Genomic DNA, 15,535 nt, shown 5'->3' on the forward strand with positions numbered 1-15,535 from the left:
CTGGTCTGAGTGGGCTCCCATGCTCGGGGTGGCCCCTCTGATACTTCAGGCATAAAAAGACACCGGCCTCAGCCGGTGTCTTTTTTCGTTAGAACAATACCTTATGCCTGCGGCGGGGTGCTTTCCGCATTGGAGACTACGGCATCGATCTGCACCAGGGCACCGGCGGGCAGTTCGCTAACGCCAATGACGGTGCGGGCTGGCAGATAGTCTGGGAAGTATTGGGTATAGATGGCGTTGACCGCTTCCATATCCTCGATGTGTTTCAGCTGGATATTGATCTTGACGATATCGTCCATCACATGGCTGATGCTCTCCACAATCGCCTTGATATTGCTGAGGCACTGGGCGGTCTGCTCCTTGACACAACCGGCCAGGATCTTGCCAGTGGCAACATCCAGCGGCAGTTGGCCTGCAATATGGTTGTAGTGGGAGAAGGCAACGGTCTGTGAATGCAGCGGACTCTTAGGTGCCTTGTCCGTGTTGCTGGCCCGGATCACCAGATTGTGTCTGTCTTCCACCAGTTGCGGCGGCGTGCCGTCACCGTGGGAGATCACCGCATCCATCTGCACCAGGGCATCCATGGGCAGGGCAGAGGCGCAAATCACGGAGCGGGCCGGCACATAGGCGACGGCGCGGGCGATGGCCGAGTCCGGGAAGAAGGTGGTATAGACGGTGTTGACGGCGTCCATATCGGCGAGGTTTTTCAGGTAGACATTCACCTTGACGATGTCGTCAAACGGCACATCGATGCTTTCCAGGATGGCTTTGATATTTTTCAGGCACTGAGCCGCCTGCTCCTGGATGCCACCGGCGACCAACTTGCCCGATGCCGCCTCGATCGGCAGTTGCGCGCCGATATTGTTGTAGTGAGAGAAGGCGACGGTATGGGTCGAGAGCGGGTCTTGCGGCGCCTTGTCGCTATTGCGGGCCAGCTTGATGAGGGCGCAGGGTGCCTGCGGGAAGGTGCCTTCGCCATTGGAGATGATGGCTTCGATTTGGACCTGGGCATCCATCGGCAGGGCGGCCACCGCCAGGGTGGTGCGGGTCGGCACATAGTGCGGGAAGAATTCGCGATAAACTGCGTTGACCGCCTCCAGATCCGCCATGTCTTGCAGGAAGATGGTGACTTTCACCACATCGTCCATCACATGGCCGATGCTTTCGACGATGGCCTTGATGTTATTCAGGCACTGCTGGGCCTGCACCTTGACATTGCCCGCGATCATTTTGCCTGTTTTGGGATCGACAGGTAGTTGGGCGGAAATATTATTGTAATGGGAGAACGCCACAGTTTGAGTATATGGGCCTAAATGCTGGGGGGCCTGTTCAGTATTTCTTGCAGCCTTGATGATAGTGCCACTCATATCGATACTCCTCGTTAATGCAAAGTACAGTTTGCCCCTCTCTGATCGCGCTCCTCGCTGACCCTGGTAGCGACAAAGTCGTCGCTTCGGGTTCTGGGCATTGGGTATGCCGCAGGGAACGGGATCCAGCTTCCCGATTATTATTTTCAAGCCACTCGCAAGAGGGGTTGGATAAGGGAGGCAGAGATTGGGTTGATTATTTCAGACGCAGCGATTCTATGAGTGGCTTCCGGTGGGATGCAAACCGGGATCTCATTTATATGAGATGGCTCAATGGACTGAAATATCGCTATTTTGCTATTCAATTCATGCTGCATAGGCTCTTAGCGTGACAGGCTCTGCTCTTTTGCCGTGGGCAAGCCCGCGGGCCAAGGGTTCTTCCCTTCGTGAGGGCTGGCCAATACTGTGAATAAAGCGTTAATAACATGCACCATCTTGCAGTTAATTAAATTTATTGTGCATGGATATGCGCTTTTAGGATTTTAAGGGATCTATCTCGGCGCTTTAAAATATGCTAGCCGAAGCTAATGGATGAGTTAATAAAGATGTGGCGGGAATATAATTCAATATATCTGCATGGGTGATTCATTACGGCACCCTGTGAATGGCGCCTTGTGCACGGATCCTGGTCAGTTCTTGCTTGCCAAAGCACCAGAAATATATGCCATGAAATTGCAGCCGTACTGTGAAGAGTGATTTGAAGAGTGATTTGAAGAGTGGCGTGAAGGGCCGCGAGATGGTCCTGTGCCCGCCTGACCATCGTCAGACGCAGGCAGGTGCACGAGAGGCGGGAGGTTTGAATACGTGCTCTGAATCAGCCTCAAGCGTTAGCACCTGAGGCTGATTCCCGGCCGGCAAGCGCCCTTATCCGGCGGGATAGAGGGCGCCCAGGACCGCCGGGCGGCTGGCGCCGGTGACGGCAGGCAGGTTGCCCGGTTGACGCTGGATGAAGCGCATCGCGAGCCAGGCGAAGGCGGCTCCCTCCACCCAGTCGGGGGCCAGCCCCAGCTCGGCGGTGCTGGCCAGGCGCCAGCGGGGTAGCAGGGCGGCGAGTTCCGCCAGCAGCGGGCCGTTATGGGCACCGCCGCCGCAGACAAACAGCTCGGCCTGGCCCTGAGCCTCGTCCAGCACGGGCAGCTGGCGGGCGATGCTGTGGCAGCTCAGCGCTTGCAGGGTGCGCTGCACATCCACAGGGGCGTAGGCCGCGCCAGCCAGCTCGCCGTCGAGCCAGTCTAGGGTAAACATCTCCCGCCCCGTGCTCTTGGGCCAGGGGGCGGCGAAGTAGGGGTGGGCCAGCAGCCTTGCCAGCAGCGCCGGGAGCAACCGGCCGCTGGCGGCCCAGCGGCCATTCGCATCGTAGTCGCCGCCTTGCGGGTGATGGCGGCGATACCAGCCGTCGAGCAGGGTGTTGGCGGGGCCGGTATCGAAGCCATAGACGTTTAAACCAGAGCCGTTTAAACCAGCGCCCTCAGCGCCATCGGCATGACCCGGCAGCACCGAGATATTGGCGATGCCGCCGAGGTTCAGCACCACCCGCAGGGCGCCGGGGCTGGCGAAGATGGCCTGATGGAAGGCGGGCACCAGGGGCGCCCCCTGGCCGCCGAGGGCCATGTCCAGGGTGCGAAAGTCGGCGATGACGTCGATGCCGGTCAGGGCGGCCAGCAGGGCGGCGTTGCCGATCTGCAGGGTAAAGCCGAGCTGGGGGCGGTGGCGTATGGTCTGGCCGTGGGAACCGATGGCGCGGATCTCCCTGGGCTCAAGCCCCGCCTTGGCCAGCAAGGCGTGGGTCGCGGCGGCAAATTCCCGCGCCACCCGATTGTCGGCCACCCCCATGCGGTCTATCTCGTTGTCGCCCGGGGTGCAGAGGGCATGCAGCTCGCGGGCGGTCTCAGCCGGCCAGGGGTGGCAGAGCGCCGCCTCGACCCGCAGCGTCTCGCCGTCGAGCGCGATCAGCACAGCATCTATGCCATCCATGCTGGTGCCTGACATCAATCCGATATAGCGCTCACTCATGGCCTCTCCTTATGATCTCTCTGCATTCAAGCCGTCACCGGGTGCGAGCCCGTGCGGTGGATGGGTTGCCAACGCGTCAACTGCCGCCATTATCCCGCTTGTTCTGGGCCAGCTGCAGCTCGGGGCTGCCGAGTTTCGCCAGCTGGGGCATGGCCTGGGCCTTGAAGCTGGCCAGCTCCCGCCCGGTGAGCGTCTCGGCCTGGGGCAGGCTGAGGGTGCGCGGGTTCTTGTGCACGCCGCCCACCACGAATTCATAGTGCAGGTGCGGGCCTGTGACCCGGCCTGTGCCCCCCAGATTGCCGATGGTCTGCCCCTGCTTCACCCGCTGCCCCTTGTTGACGGTGCGTTTTGAGAGGTGCAGGTACTTGGTCACATAGTTGCCGGCATGCTTGATGAACACATAGTTGCCGTTGAACTGGTTGTAACCGGCCGCCACCACGCTGCCGGAGCCCGCCGCCATGATGGGGGTGCCCACCGGCGCCACATAGTCGATGCCGTTGTGGGGGCGGATCTTGCCGGTGACCGGGTGCAGGCGGCGCGGGTTGAAGTTGGAGCTGATGTATTTGAAGTTGACCGGCGCGCGCAGGAAGCTCTTGCGCATCGCCTTGCCTTCCGGCGTGTAGTAGTTGCCATCCTCGTTCAGCACGGCGCGATAGGCGGCGCCCTGGTTGATGAACTCGGCGGCCAGGATATCGCCGGAGGCGACCCGCTCGTCGTCCTGGTACTTCTCCTGATAGACCACCCGGAAGCTGTCCCCCGGCTGCAGATCCTGGGCGAAGTCGATGTCCCAGCCGAAGATGGCGGCCAAGTCCATGATCTGATCCTCGTTCATGCCCGCCTCGACGGCGGCGCCCCAGAAGCTGGAGCGGATCTCGCCCCTGGCGACCTGCTCGCGGGTGTCGAGCTCCAGCTTGACCGCTCTGGCGACGAAACCTTCGGCCTTGCGGCTGACCTTGAGCGCCTGCTCCAGGCTGTGGGGATAGTAGAGGCTGTGCAGATCGCCGTTCCTGGTGAGTTTGAAGGTGAGCTCCTGACCGGGTTGCAGGGCGCGCAAGGGGTTGGTCGCATCGAGCTGGGCGATGAGGTAGAGATCGCCGGCGCTGAGGCCGAGGCGCTGGAAGATGACCTGCATGTTGTCGCCGGCGCGCACCTTCACCTGCTTGGTGATGTAGCTCGGCTTGGCACGCCGCTCGGCCAGCGCCTGCGGCTGTGCCTCACCTTCATCGAGGGGTGAGGCATCGGCGAGTTGCTCGTCACCGTTGACCCGGGTGGCCACCGCCTGTTCGCTCGGCCAGGCCGCCAGCATCATCACCATGATGCTCAGGATCAGCACCATCTTGCGGTGCCAGGTGGGAAGAGAGTTGAAGGCGTTCCAAATAATCATTGAGGCGGACGAAGTTGAGCAGAAAAGAAGGTCGGATTTTACAGCCTTTCCAATTGGCCCGCCATTCCAGTAAGATGTTTGGCCCTGTGGAATCGTGATTGGAGAGTCAAAAAATGTCCCAGCTCGAGGTGGCGCTAGCCGAGATCAAGCGCGGAGCGGAAGAAATTCTGGTGGAAGAAGAACTTGTCGCCAAGTTGAAGGAAGGACGCCCGCTGCGTATCAAGCTGGGCATGGACCCGACGGCTCCCGACATTCACCTCGGTCACACCGTGATCCTCAACAAGCTGAAGACCTTCCAGGACCTGGGCCACGAGATCATCCTGCTGATCGGCGACTTCACCGCCATGGTGGGTGATCCGTCCGGCAAGAACAGCACCCGTCCGCCGCTCTCCGAAGACGCGATCAAGCACAACGCCCTCACCTATGCCGAGCAGGCGTTCAAGATTTTGGATCCCGCCAAGACCCGCATCGAGTACAACTCCAGCTGGCTGGGTGAGCTGGGCGCGACCGGCATGATCAAGCTGGCGGCCAAGCAGACCGTGGCCCGCATGATGGAGCGCGACGACTTCAAGAAGCGCTACACCGGCGGCCAGTCCATCGCCATTCACGAATTCCTCTACCCGCTGCTGCAAGGCTATGACTCGGTCGCGCTGAAGGCGGATGTGGAGCTCGGCGGTACCGATCAGAAGTTCAACCTGCTGATGGGCCGCGAGCTGCAAAAAGATGCCGGCATGGCCGCCCAGTGCGTGCTGATGATGCCGCTGCTGGTGGGTCTTGACGGCGTCAAGAAGATGTCCAAGTCCGCCGCCAACTACATAGGCGTGCACGATGCCCCGGGGGAGATGTTCGGCAAGATCATGTCCATCACCGACGATCTGATGTGGAACTACTACGAGCTGCTCTCCTCCCGCCCGCTGGCTGACATCGAAGGCTTCAAGGCCGGCATCGCCGCCGGCACCCTGAACCCGCGCGACGTGAAGATCTGGCTGGCCAAGGAGATCATCACCCGCTACCACGACGAGGCGTCGGCCGAGGCGGCCCACGAAGACTTCACCCAGCGTTTCTCCAAGAACGCCATCCCGGACGAGATGCCGGAAGTCGAACTGGCGCTGGAAGGGGACGGCCTGGCCATCGCCAACCTGCTCAAAGACGCCGATCTGGTGGCCACCACCTCGGAGGCGCTGCGCATGATCAAGCAGGGCGCGGTCAAGCGTGATGGCGAGAAGCTGGACGATGGCAAGACACTGGTCGGTGCCGGCACCGCCGTCTATCAGGTCGGCAAGCGCAAGTTTGCCCGGGTGACTGTCAAGTAAGCGGTGACCCCCCGCGTCCCGATAAAAAAAGGCCTCCATGATGGAGGCCTTTTTGTTGGCGCTGGTCCCGAACCGGGGATCAGCCCTCTTTTTTCAGGAAGTTGCGATAGAGCATATAGAGGTGGGCCGAGCTCCAGCTGAAGTTGCTGGCCCCCTGCATGGCGCCGGTCTCCGGGTTGTAGTTCTCGCGGATGGGGCCGCTGCCCGCCAGCCCTTCGGCGTTGCTGAACAGCTTGTTGACCAGCATCTGGGCATCGTCGCGATAGCCGTAGTTCTCCAGCCCCTTCACCCCGAAGTAGAACTGATCCAGCCAGACCCGGCCGCGCCAGTAGATGTTGGGGTCATAGGCCGGGTTGGTCAGCGCCGCCGTGCCGAGCGGCACCTTGGTGTTGAACTCTTGGGCGTTGAGCATCACCTCGCGCACCCGGGCGGCCTTCTCCTTGTCGGCGACCTCGGCCCAGAGCGGGCTCCAGCCTTCCGGCCCACGGCCACGGGCGGTCAGCAGCTTGCCGACGCAGCCGTTGGCGTCCGCCACATCGCCTTGGGCGATCTGGCGATCGTAATAGAAGCCGGAGGCCTCATCGAACAGACAGCCGTTGATGTAGCCGGCGAGCTGGCTTGCCCCCTCGCGGTAGCGGCTCGCCTCGTCCGCCTTGCCGAGCAGCTCGGCCATGTCCGCCAGGATGCGCTTCTCCTTGGCGAGGAAGGCGTTGAGCTCCACCGACTCCTGATCGATGGAGAAGCCGATGAGGCTGCCGTCGTCTTCGTGGTTCTCGAAGAAGGCGACGTTCCAGTCCTGGCGGGCCTTGGCGAGGTCGCCGCCATAGGTTTTGTCGGCATAGCGCTGCAGTTGGTCTTGCTCGATGAAGCCGAAGCGGGCGGCGTTGTCCATGCCGGACTCCCAGCCGGCGCCATGCTGGGCACCTATGTCCATCTCGCTGTAACCGCCGACGCTCAGCACCTGCTGATAGAGCGGCATGCCGGCGCAGGCGTACCAGCCATCTCCCTCGCTGGTGCAGCTCGCGAGATCCAGCCCGGCGGGCACGCCGTTGGCGTACTGCACCTTGAAGGTGATGTTGCCGAACTCGTCGTTGTGCTCGACGTGCTTGGTGGCGCCGTATTCGATGATGCCGTTGTGGTTGTTGTCCCGCGCGCGGTACCACCAGTCGTGATAGGCCTGTAGCTTGGGATACATCTCGGCGATGAAGGCCTTGTCCTGGGTCGCGCTGTAGATCTCCCAGATGGCCCAGGCGGAGAGCGGCGGCTTGGTGTCGCGCTCGTTCCAGTTGCCGCCGTCGCCGCCCCGATCGGAGAGCTTGTTGTAGAAGACTGCGTCGATCACCATGCCCGCGTCTTGCGGCCGCACCGGATCGTTCGGCTGGACCTGATAGTCATACATGGCGCGCACGTTGTTCTTGGCCACTTCTGGGTTGAAGTGAGCCATGGCGTAGGCGTGCTTCCAGCTGTCCCAGGCCCAGACACCGTCGAACCAGCGGGCGGTGTTGGAGGGGGTCACCCCGTCGTGCAGTATGGCGCCGGCAGGGGAGCGCCAGTTGCCGTTGAGAGTCTCCATCGCCTTGACCGCGATGCGACGCTCCGACTCGGCGATGCCCTGGTTGGAGAGGCCGCGCTCGAGGTAGCCCTCCCAGCGGCGGATGGAGGCATCGAAGTAGTCGGCCGGATTGGCCAGCAGGGCCTGGCGGCTCTGCTGGTAGTGGCTCGCCTCATCGCTGGAGTGGACATAGCTCTGCAGGGTGTAGACGTCCTCGCTGCCCTTGGCGGCCAGGGTGAGGCTGGCCTCGCTGCGGTAGCCGAGGGTCTTCTCGTCCAGGGTGGTGCGGCTGGCCAGGGTGCGATCGATGCGATAGCTGGCGCTGCCGCTCTGCATGATGTTCCAGGTGCTGCGCAGTTCGCCGAACTGGAACTCGACCCCCTGTTCGCTCTGGCTGATGGTGCGGGTCCAGTTCGGGTATTGCTCGGCGATGGTCTTCTTGGCATCCCACTGGTTGAGCAGCTCGCCCTGCCAGTCGAGGCTCAGGGTGAGGGGCGCATCGGTGTGGTTGCTCAGCCGCGTGCGGATCAGCGCGGTACGGGCGTCGCCGTAGCGCAGCTCCAGCTCCAGGCTGAAAGTATCGAACTCGTAGCGCTGGATCAGCGCCCCGGGGATGGCGTAGAGCTCGTGCTTGCTGGCGGATGTGAGCGGGTACTGGCGGCCGCTCTCGTCGCTCAGGGTCAGCTTGTCCAATTCGCTTGCGAAGAACAGGCTGTACTCCTCGGCGATCACCATGGGGCCGGTGAAGCCGCCCCATTCGTTTTCACTGGCGGGCAGCAGGAAGCCGTGCCAGGCCCCCAGATCGAGCAGCGGGTTGTACTTGAGGTTGGAGTAGCTGTCGAAGTCTCGGAACTGGAGCGGGGTGCCGCTGCGATCGATCACATTCTTGTACTGGCTCGCCAGGGTCGGGCTGGGCGGGGTCGGGGCGCTGGAGTCATTGCCGTTGCAGGCGGCCAGTCCGAACAGGGCGACGCCCAGGGCGATGGAAAGTAAATTTTTACGAAACATGTCTCGCTCCAATTACTGATTTGTAGGTTGAGGTAGGTGTTTTTTTATCTGTTTTTTAGTGAAAGCGTTTGCGATTGTCATTGTAGAGCAATTTGTCGGCACTTTTTGGCGCTTCATCACAGGGTCAGGCGAGGGAGTGTGAGCGGGATCACCGGGTTACAAGAGGTTACACAGATGGATGTTTTAGTAACTATTTACTTATCGTGTGGCCGCAACCGGCGCGCGGGTGTGTAGAGGGGGATGAGGCGCAGCCGAACTCCTGCCTGAAACGGGGGTTGAGCGGGAGGGGAGTCGTCGCCGCAGGTGAGGGGAACGGGGTGAGCGACTGTGGCGACTGGGTGAGGGCAGATGGCGCAGGTGGACAGGGGCGCCATGCACAGCGGGGTTGGGTGTCAGCTCGTCGAGAGACAGCCATAAAAAAACCGGCCTCATGGAGACCGGTTTTTATCTGCCTTAGCAGCAGCGATGCGAGCGACTTAGCGCAGGATCATCTGCTCACGGCCCGGGCCGACGGAGACCATGGGCACCGGCACCCCCAGCAGGGCTTCGATGCGCAGCACATAGTGCTGGGCAGCCTTGGGCAGGTCTTCGAACTTGCGGATGTGAGAGATGTCTTCGCTCCAGGCTTCCATGGACTCGTACACCGGCTTCAGACCGGCGGTCTGCGGCCAGATCGGGTTCTCGGTGTTGGCACCTTCGTAGGCCACGCAGATCTTCAGATCCGGCATGCCGGAGAGGCAGTCCAGCTTGGTCAGGGCGATCTCGTTGGCGGCCTGGATCTCCAGACCCTGCTTGGTGGCGACCGCATCGAAGTAGCCGATGTCACGGGGACGGCCTGTGGTGGCACCGAACTCGTTGGCGAACTTGCGGAACTCTTCCTGGTTCTCCATGGCGGTGATCAGGGTGCCGGTACCCACAGAGGTACTGAACGCCTTGGCCACGGCAATCACGCGCTCGGGGCGCAGGGCCGGCAGGCCGCCACCGATACCGGCGTAGGCGCCGGAGACGTGGGAAGAGGTCACCCAGGGGTACTCACCGTAGATCAGGTCACGGCCGGCGCCCAGCTGGGCTTCGAACAGCAGGGTCCCGTTCTGGGCCTGGATGGCTTTGAGCGGCTCGCTGACGTTGCAGACGGCGTCGATCCAGGGCGCGGACACTTCCAGCAGCCAGTCGGCCATTTCCTGGGCGGTCTGGCTGAACTCGAAGCTCGGGTAGAGCGCCTTGAGCTGCGGCAGTTTCCAGTCGAGGAAGAATTGGATGCGCTCGACCAGCACTTCCGGCTGTTTCAGCCAGCCCACCAGGATCGCTTTTTTCATGACCCGATCACCGTAAGCCGGGGCAATGCCCTGACGGGTGGAGCCGTAGGCGCCGTCACCCAGACGCACTTCTTCCAGGGTGTCTTCCAGCGCGTGGATCGGCAGGCAGAAGGTGGCGCGATCGGAGATGGCGAGCTTCGGAGTCACGCCGGCGGCCTTCACTTCGGCCAGCTCTTTGGTCAGGGGCTCGGGGCTGATCACCATGCCAGGGCCGAGGACAACCAGGCAATCCGGGTTGAAGACACCGCTCGGCAGCTGGTGCAGCTTGAAGGTGCCGAGATCGTTGACCACGGTGTGGCCGGCGTTGTTGCCGCCCTGGAAGCGGATGCTGGCGGCGGACTCACCTGCCAGATAATCGACGATGCGGCCCTTGCCTTCATCACCCCAGTTAGCACCTACGACTACGATAGACGACATGACTCTTTCTCCTAAGACGTTAGGCGTTCATCCTAGGAGCCTGGGGTGGATTAGAAAAATTAATTATCTTTATAATTCCGATAAGGAAGTCATATAATTGTGGCCAATTTATCGGCAAAGCCCCCGCCATGACGCGCCATCCCGCGCCAGCCGTGGGCGAGAGTTACCTCATGTTGGATATTCACTGGTTAAACACCTTCGTCACCCTGGCCCGCCTGCAGCACTTCGGCCAGACCGCCACCGAACTGCACATGACCCAGCCCAATGTCAGCCTGCACCTCAAGAACCTGGAGCAGGCCACCCGAGTCAAGCTGATAGAGCGCAGCCCGTTTCGCCTCACCCAGGCCGGTGAGCGGCTGCTGCAAAGCGCCGAGCGCGCCATCGCCGAGCTGCAGCTGTGCCAGTCCGATCTCAATGCCCTCAACCAGCTGAGCCAGGGCACCCTGGCCATCGCCGCCAGCGATATCCTCTCGCGGCTGCTGCTGATCCAGCCGTTCCAGCGCTTCAAGCAGGCCTTCCCGGGCATCGATCTCACCCTGTTCAACACCACCTCGGATCAGGCGGCCGAGCTGGTCAAGACGGGGCGGGCGGATCTGGGCTTCGTGATGGCGCAGAAGCGCAGCGAGCCGCTCTCCTACACCGAGCTGCAGCAGGTGACCTGGTGCACCCTGGGGCACGGGCTGGCGCGCTGGCAGGCACGTCATAAGGCGGGGGAGAGTGATCCCCTGGATGAGCCGACGCTCATCTTGCTGGGCCATGACACCCGCACCCGGGCGCTGATCGACCCCTCCCTGCCGCTGCTGGGGCTGCCGCCCTGCCGCATCATGGAGGTGGGCAGCGTGGACGCCCAGCTCGACTGGGCCGAGGCGGGGTTCGGGGTGGCCATAGTGCCGGACTTCTCCCTCCATCCCCGGCTCAAGCTCAGCGCTCCCGTGACCCGGCTGACCGATTTCCCCGCCACCAGCTTAGGGTATGTGGTGCGCCAGAATCAGGTGCTGTCGCGGGCCATCAAGCAGTTGCTGCACTGGGTGGAGGAGGAGATCCAGGGCCCCGGGATGTCGTCGGGATCCCTGACCTCGGCCGCCAAGTCGCGAGAGTGACGCGAACACAGCGGCGCTGACAACGAGAGAGGCCACCCCGGGGTGGCCTCTCTCGTTACTGATCGTCGCCGGCGCTCACTGGGCGGCTGGCTGGGGTTGCGCCGTGGGGGCGGCGCCGCTCGGCTGGGCCGGCACCCGATCGGGCTCTGCCGCCGGTGTGGCCGGGAGCAGGAGCTCCTGCTCGGGCGCGGCTGAGGGGGCCCCTGGCATCGCGGTGCCGCCCTGGGGCACCACCTGTCCTTCGAGTGCCGGGGTCGCGGCATCGGTCGCCACGGCGCCAGAGTCGGCCGGCAGTACGGCACTCGTGCCTTGTTCGGGCCGGGCGGGGGAACCTTCCGGCGAGGGGGCTGCCGCCGTGCCCTCCGCGGCCGAGGGGCTGAGCGACTCGGGGGCGAGGAGCGGCGCCTGGGCCGGAGCATCCTGCATGCCCGGATGGGGCGGGACTATGTTGTCGCTCTGCATGGATTCCGGGGTGAGGGTGGTCAGCGCCGGGTGCAGGCGGGTGAACTGCTTGAGGCGGCTGCTCAGCACGTCACGAACGGTGCGCACCTCCTCCTGAGGCAGGCTGTCCAGCGCCACCAGCTCGGCGGTCACGGCAAAGGTGCTGATGCCGCTGGTCTGGCCCGGATAGAGGTTGGCCCCGATGCGGCTGCGCTGGTAGTAGGGGTGGTTCTTGAGCAGGCGATCGATCTGCTCTCCCTCGATGGGGATGAGGCGGGCCTTGCAGCGGCCGGTCAGATCGCCGATCCCCTGATTGGGATGGCCAGCCACCACGAAGGCGGCGTCCAGGCTGCCGTTGCAGAGGCCCTCCAGCGGATTGCTGGCCGAGGCGGCGGGTGCCGCCGCGAAGCTGCTCGCCTGCCAGCCCATGGCATCGAGCAGCGCCTGGCTGGTGACGCGATCCCCCGAATCGGAGTTACCGAGATCCACCCGCTTGCCCTCGATATCGGCCAGGGTGGTGATGTTGCTGGTGGCGCTGGCGAGCAGGGTCAGCGACTCCTGATGGAGCCTAAACAGGCTGCGCAGCTTGTCGTTTGGCGCCTCGCCCGTGAAGGGGCCGCTGCCATGGGCCGCATGGTACAGGACATCCGACTGCACCAACGCGAGCTGGATGTCGCCCTTGGCCAGGGCGACCAGATTGGCGAGGGAGCCCGAGGTGTTCTGCACCGTGCAGTGCAACCCATGTTGGCTGCTCTCTTCGTTGAGCAGACGGCAGATGGCGCCGCCGGTCGGGTAGTAGACGCCGTTGAGCGCCCCCGTGCCTATGGTGATGTAGGCAGGGGCGGCAGAGAGGGGCAGCGCCAGCAGCGCCGCCAGCCAGGGCAGGGCGAAGCGGAACAGGGGCGAGCGGTGGCGCAGGACTCGTGGGTGCATAGTGAACCGGATCAATGGCGGATAAAAAGGGATGGGGCAAGCCCATCCCGGCATGGGTCACATCTTATCTATACCAGATGCAAACCAGAATGGCTTTCGCCATTCGCGTCAATCAGTGGAGGCGGCCGGCCTGTCGCCGCCTCCGGTGCCCGCGTCATCAGCGGCGGATCTGGAGGATGGCCTTCTCCATGCGCGCCAGCGCCTCGACGAGACGCGCCCTGGTGCAGCCGAAGTTGAGCCGCACGAACTGGCCATCGCCGAATTGGGCGCCGGGGGAGAGCCCCACCCCGGCCTGCTCGAAGAAGGCGACGGGATCGTCCAGCCCGAGCGCGCTGACATCGATCCAGGCGAGGTAGGTGGCCTGGTTATTGGCCAGCTTGACGCCGGGCCAGCGGGCGACCGCCTGCTCGATCAACGCCAGATTGGCTGACAGATAGTCGAGCTGCTCGGTGAGCCACTGCTCGCCGCCCTCGTAGGCCGCCTCCGCCGCCACGAAGCCCAGCAGGTTGACGTCGGCGCTGATGCCGCGCATCGCCTGTTGCAACTTGAGTCGCAGACGCGCGTTGGGCACCACGGCGAAGGAGCAGCACAGGCCGGCGATGTTGAAGGTCTTGCTCGGGGCCATCATCACGGCGCAGCGCTCGGCCGCGGCCGGGCTCAGGGCGCCATAGGGAATGTGGCGGGCATCTTTATCCAGCAGCAGATCGCAGTGGATCTCGTCCGAGCAGACAACCAGATTGTGGCGCTCGGCGATGGCGTCGATGGCCTCCAGCTCCTCGCGAGTGAAGACGGTGCCGCCCGGGTTGTGCGGGTTGCACAGCAGCAGCAGGTCGGCGGAGGGGGCCTGGCGCTCGAGCTCGATCAGATCCAGCACCCAGCGCCCGGCCTCCTCGATCATGGGGACTGTGAGCAAGGGGCGATCGTTGAAGCCCGGCGCCAGCAGGAAGGGGTAATAGACCGGCTTGGGGGTGATGATGCCACGGCCATGCTGGCTCCAGGCCTTGCAGGCCAGGTTCAGGCCGGGCACCACGCCGGGCAGGAAGACCAGCCACTCCGGCTGGATGGCCCAGTCATAGCGCTGTTGCATGCGGGTCACTATGAGTTCGATCAGGCGGGGCGAGGGGCGGGAGTAGCCGAAGATGCCGTGTGCAACCCTCTGGGTGAGCGCCTCGATCACCGCAGGGGGGGAGCGAAAATCGGTGTCGGCCACCCACATGGGCAGCATGTCCTGAGTCTTGTACTTGTCCCATTTCAGGCTCATGGTATGGCGGCGATCTATCTCCCGATCAAAATCAAACATGTGAAATCCTTGTGCTGGCCAGAGGGTTTACCAATGTACGGACTTGGACCTGGCCTCGCAAGCCTTGAGGTGGCTCTTGATAGTGACATAAAATGAGCGCCGTCATTTTATACAGCTGCCGGTTCCTGGCTCCTTTTTCTCTCCCTTATCGATGGTATCTCTATGAGTTTATTGACCGCAGCCCGCAAGAGGCCGGATCCCGTTTCCCTCTCTTTCCTGGCCGTGACCTTCATGACCGGGGTGGCGGTGGCGCTGCAGGTGCCGACCCTGAGCCTGTTCCTGGCCGAGGAGGTGCAGGTGCGCCCCTTCCTGGTGGGCCTGTTCTACACCGTCAATGCGGTGATAGGCATCCTCATCAGCCAGTGGCTCGGCCACCGCTCCGACAGCAAGGGGGATCGCAAACAGCTGATCCTGCGCTGCTGCTTCGCCGGCATAGTGCTCTCCCTGCTGTTTGCCTGGAACCGGCAGTACTGGTTGCTGGTGAGCCTGGGGGTGGTGCTGGCGAGCCTGACCGCCACAGCCAGCCCTCAGCTGTTCGCTCTGGCGCGGGAATATGCCGACAGCCGCAACAAGCGCGCCGACATGTTCAGCTCTGTGCTGCGGGCCCAGTTCTCCCTGGCCTGGGTGATAGGGCCGCCGGCCGCCTTCGCGCTCGCCATCGGCTACGGCTTCGAGGTGATGTACCTGGCCTCGGCCTTCGCCTACCTCATCTGCGCCTTCGTGGTCTGGCGCTGGCTGCCCTCCCTGCCGCTGCCCAAGTCCAATGGCGAGACGGAGCGGGTCAGCAGCTGGCGGGACCCTTCGGTGCGGGCGCTGTTCATCGCCTCCACCCTGATGTGGACCTGCAACAGCATGTACCTCATCAACATGCCGCTCTACATCACCCGTGAGCTGGGGCTGGAGGAGAAGCTCGCCGGGATCCTGATGGGCACGGCGGCGGCGCTCGAGATCCCCTTCATGCTGCTGGCGGGCTACTACACCCGGCGCTTCGGCAAGCGACCCATGATGCTGCTGGCGGTGCTGGCCGGCTTCGGTTTCTACGTGGGGCTGGTGACCCTGTCGAGCCAGACGGCGCTGATTGGCTTGCAACTGCTCAACGCCATCTTCATCGGCATAGTGGCCGGGATCGGCATGTCCTACTTCCAGGATCTGATGCCGGGCCGGGCCGGGGTGGCGACCACTCTGTTTGCCAACAGCATCCGCACCGGCTCCATCATGGCGGGCGCGATCGCGGGGACTGTGGCCGAGATCTGGAGTTTCCACGGGGTCTTCATGGTGGCCACCGGATTGGCGCTGGCGGCGCTGGCGGCCTGCTGGCGGGTACCCAATGTGTGAGGCTGGAAGGGCTGGCGCCGAGATCCGATAGGCAGGGGTAAGCAGGGAGCAAACAG

10 protein-coding genes are annotated in these 15,535 nt (G+C 63.3%); 3 read left to right on the forward strand and 7 right to left on the reverse strand.

Features of this window, described 5'->3' with window-relative positions:
* Positions 1–101: 101 nt before the first annotated feature.
* The 3 genes from AACW18_RS04185 to AACW18_RS04195 all read right to left on the reverse strand — a co-directional run bounded on the left by AACW18_RS04185 (position 102) and on the right by AACW18_RS04195 (position 4,764).
* Positions 102–1,367, reverse strand: a complete 1,266-nt coding sequence (locus AACW18_RS04185; protein WP_218387912.1) for a RidA family protein — start codon at positions 1,365–1,367, stop codon at positions 102–104.
* 864 nt (positions 1,368–2,231) lie between these two features.
* A complete protein-coding gene (locus AACW18_RS04190) occupies positions 2,232–3,380 on the reverse strand; it encodes an anhydro-N-acetylmuramic acid kinase (protein WP_218387913.1) in 1,149 nt (382 codons plus the stop codon).
* Positions 3,381–3,456: 76 nt separating this feature from the next.
* Entirely contained in the window at positions 3,457–4,764 is a 1,308-nt protein-coding gene (locus AACW18_RS04195; RefSeq protein ID WP_218387914.1) for a peptidoglycan DD-metalloendopeptidase family protein, read from the reverse strand.
* A gap of 113 nt (positions 4,765–4,877) precedes the next feature.
* On the opposite strand from AACW18_RS04195, the gene tyrS reads away from it, so the two are divergent.
* On the forward strand, positions 4,878–6,077 hold the full coding sequence (tyrS, locus tag AACW18_RS04200) for a tyrosine--tRNA ligase (RefSeq protein ID WP_218387915.1): 1,200 nt from the start codon (positions 4,878–4,880) through the stop codon (positions 6,075–6,077).
* Positions 6,078–6,156: 79 nt separating this feature from the next.
* Here the strand turns inward: tyrS and ygjK are convergent, their stop codons facing one another.
* Together ygjK and AACW18_RS04210 are read right to left on the reverse strand one after the other, a co-directional pair.
* Positions 6,157–8,637: an alpha-glucosidase gene (gene ygjK, locus AACW18_RS04205; protein WP_218387916.1), complete on the reverse strand. Its 2,481-nt coding sequence runs from the start codon at positions 8,635–8,637 to the stop codon at positions 6,157–6,159.
* Positions 8,638–9,113: 476 nt separating this feature from the next.
* The gene (locus tag AACW18_RS04210; protein ID WP_042652635.1) at positions 9,114–10,370 is read right to left on the reverse strand and encodes an adenylosuccinate synthetase; all 1,257 of its coding nucleotides are present in this window, start codon (positions 10,368–10,370) and stop codon (positions 9,114–9,116) included.
* 170 nt (positions 10,371–10,540) lie between these two features.
* On the opposite strand from AACW18_RS04210, the gene AACW18_RS04215 reads away from it, so the two are divergent.
* Entirely contained in the window at positions 10,541–11,470 is a 930-nt protein-coding gene (locus AACW18_RS04215; protein ID WP_218328473.1) for a LysR family transcriptional regulator, read from the forward strand.
* 75 nt (positions 11,471–11,545) lie between these two features.
* Here the strand turns inward: AACW18_RS04215 and AACW18_RS04220 are convergent, their stop codons facing one another.
* The gene (locus AACW18_RS04220) at positions 11,546–12,844 is read right to left on the reverse strand and encodes a TAXI family TRAP transporter solute-binding subunit (RefSeq protein ID WP_218387917.1); all 1,299 of its coding nucleotides are present in this window, start codon (positions 12,842–12,844) and stop codon (positions 11,546–11,548) included.
* 157 nt (positions 12,845–13,001) lie between these two features.
* Positions 13,002–14,144: a MalY/PatB family protein gene (locus AACW18_RS04225; protein WP_218387918.1), complete on the reverse strand. Its 1,143-nt coding sequence runs from the start codon at positions 14,142–14,144 to the stop codon at positions 13,002–13,004.
* 162 nt (positions 14,145–14,306) lie between these two features.
* Here AACW18_RS04225 and AACW18_RS04230 point away from each other — a divergent pair, with 162 nt between their 5' ends.
* Positions 14,307–15,479 (forward strand): MFS transporter, encoded by a 1,173-nt coding sequence (locus AACW18_RS04230; protein WP_042652631.1) that lies wholly within the window; start codon positions 14,307–14,309, stop codon positions 15,477–15,479.
* The last annotated feature ends 56 nt before the right edge of the window (positions 15,480–15,535 follow it).

The organism is Aeromonas sp. sia0103 (assembly GCF_963895295.1).
Classification (GTDB): domain Bacteria; phylum Pseudomonadota; class Gammaproteobacteria; order Enterobacterales; family Aeromonadaceae; genus Aeromonas; species Aeromonas encheleia.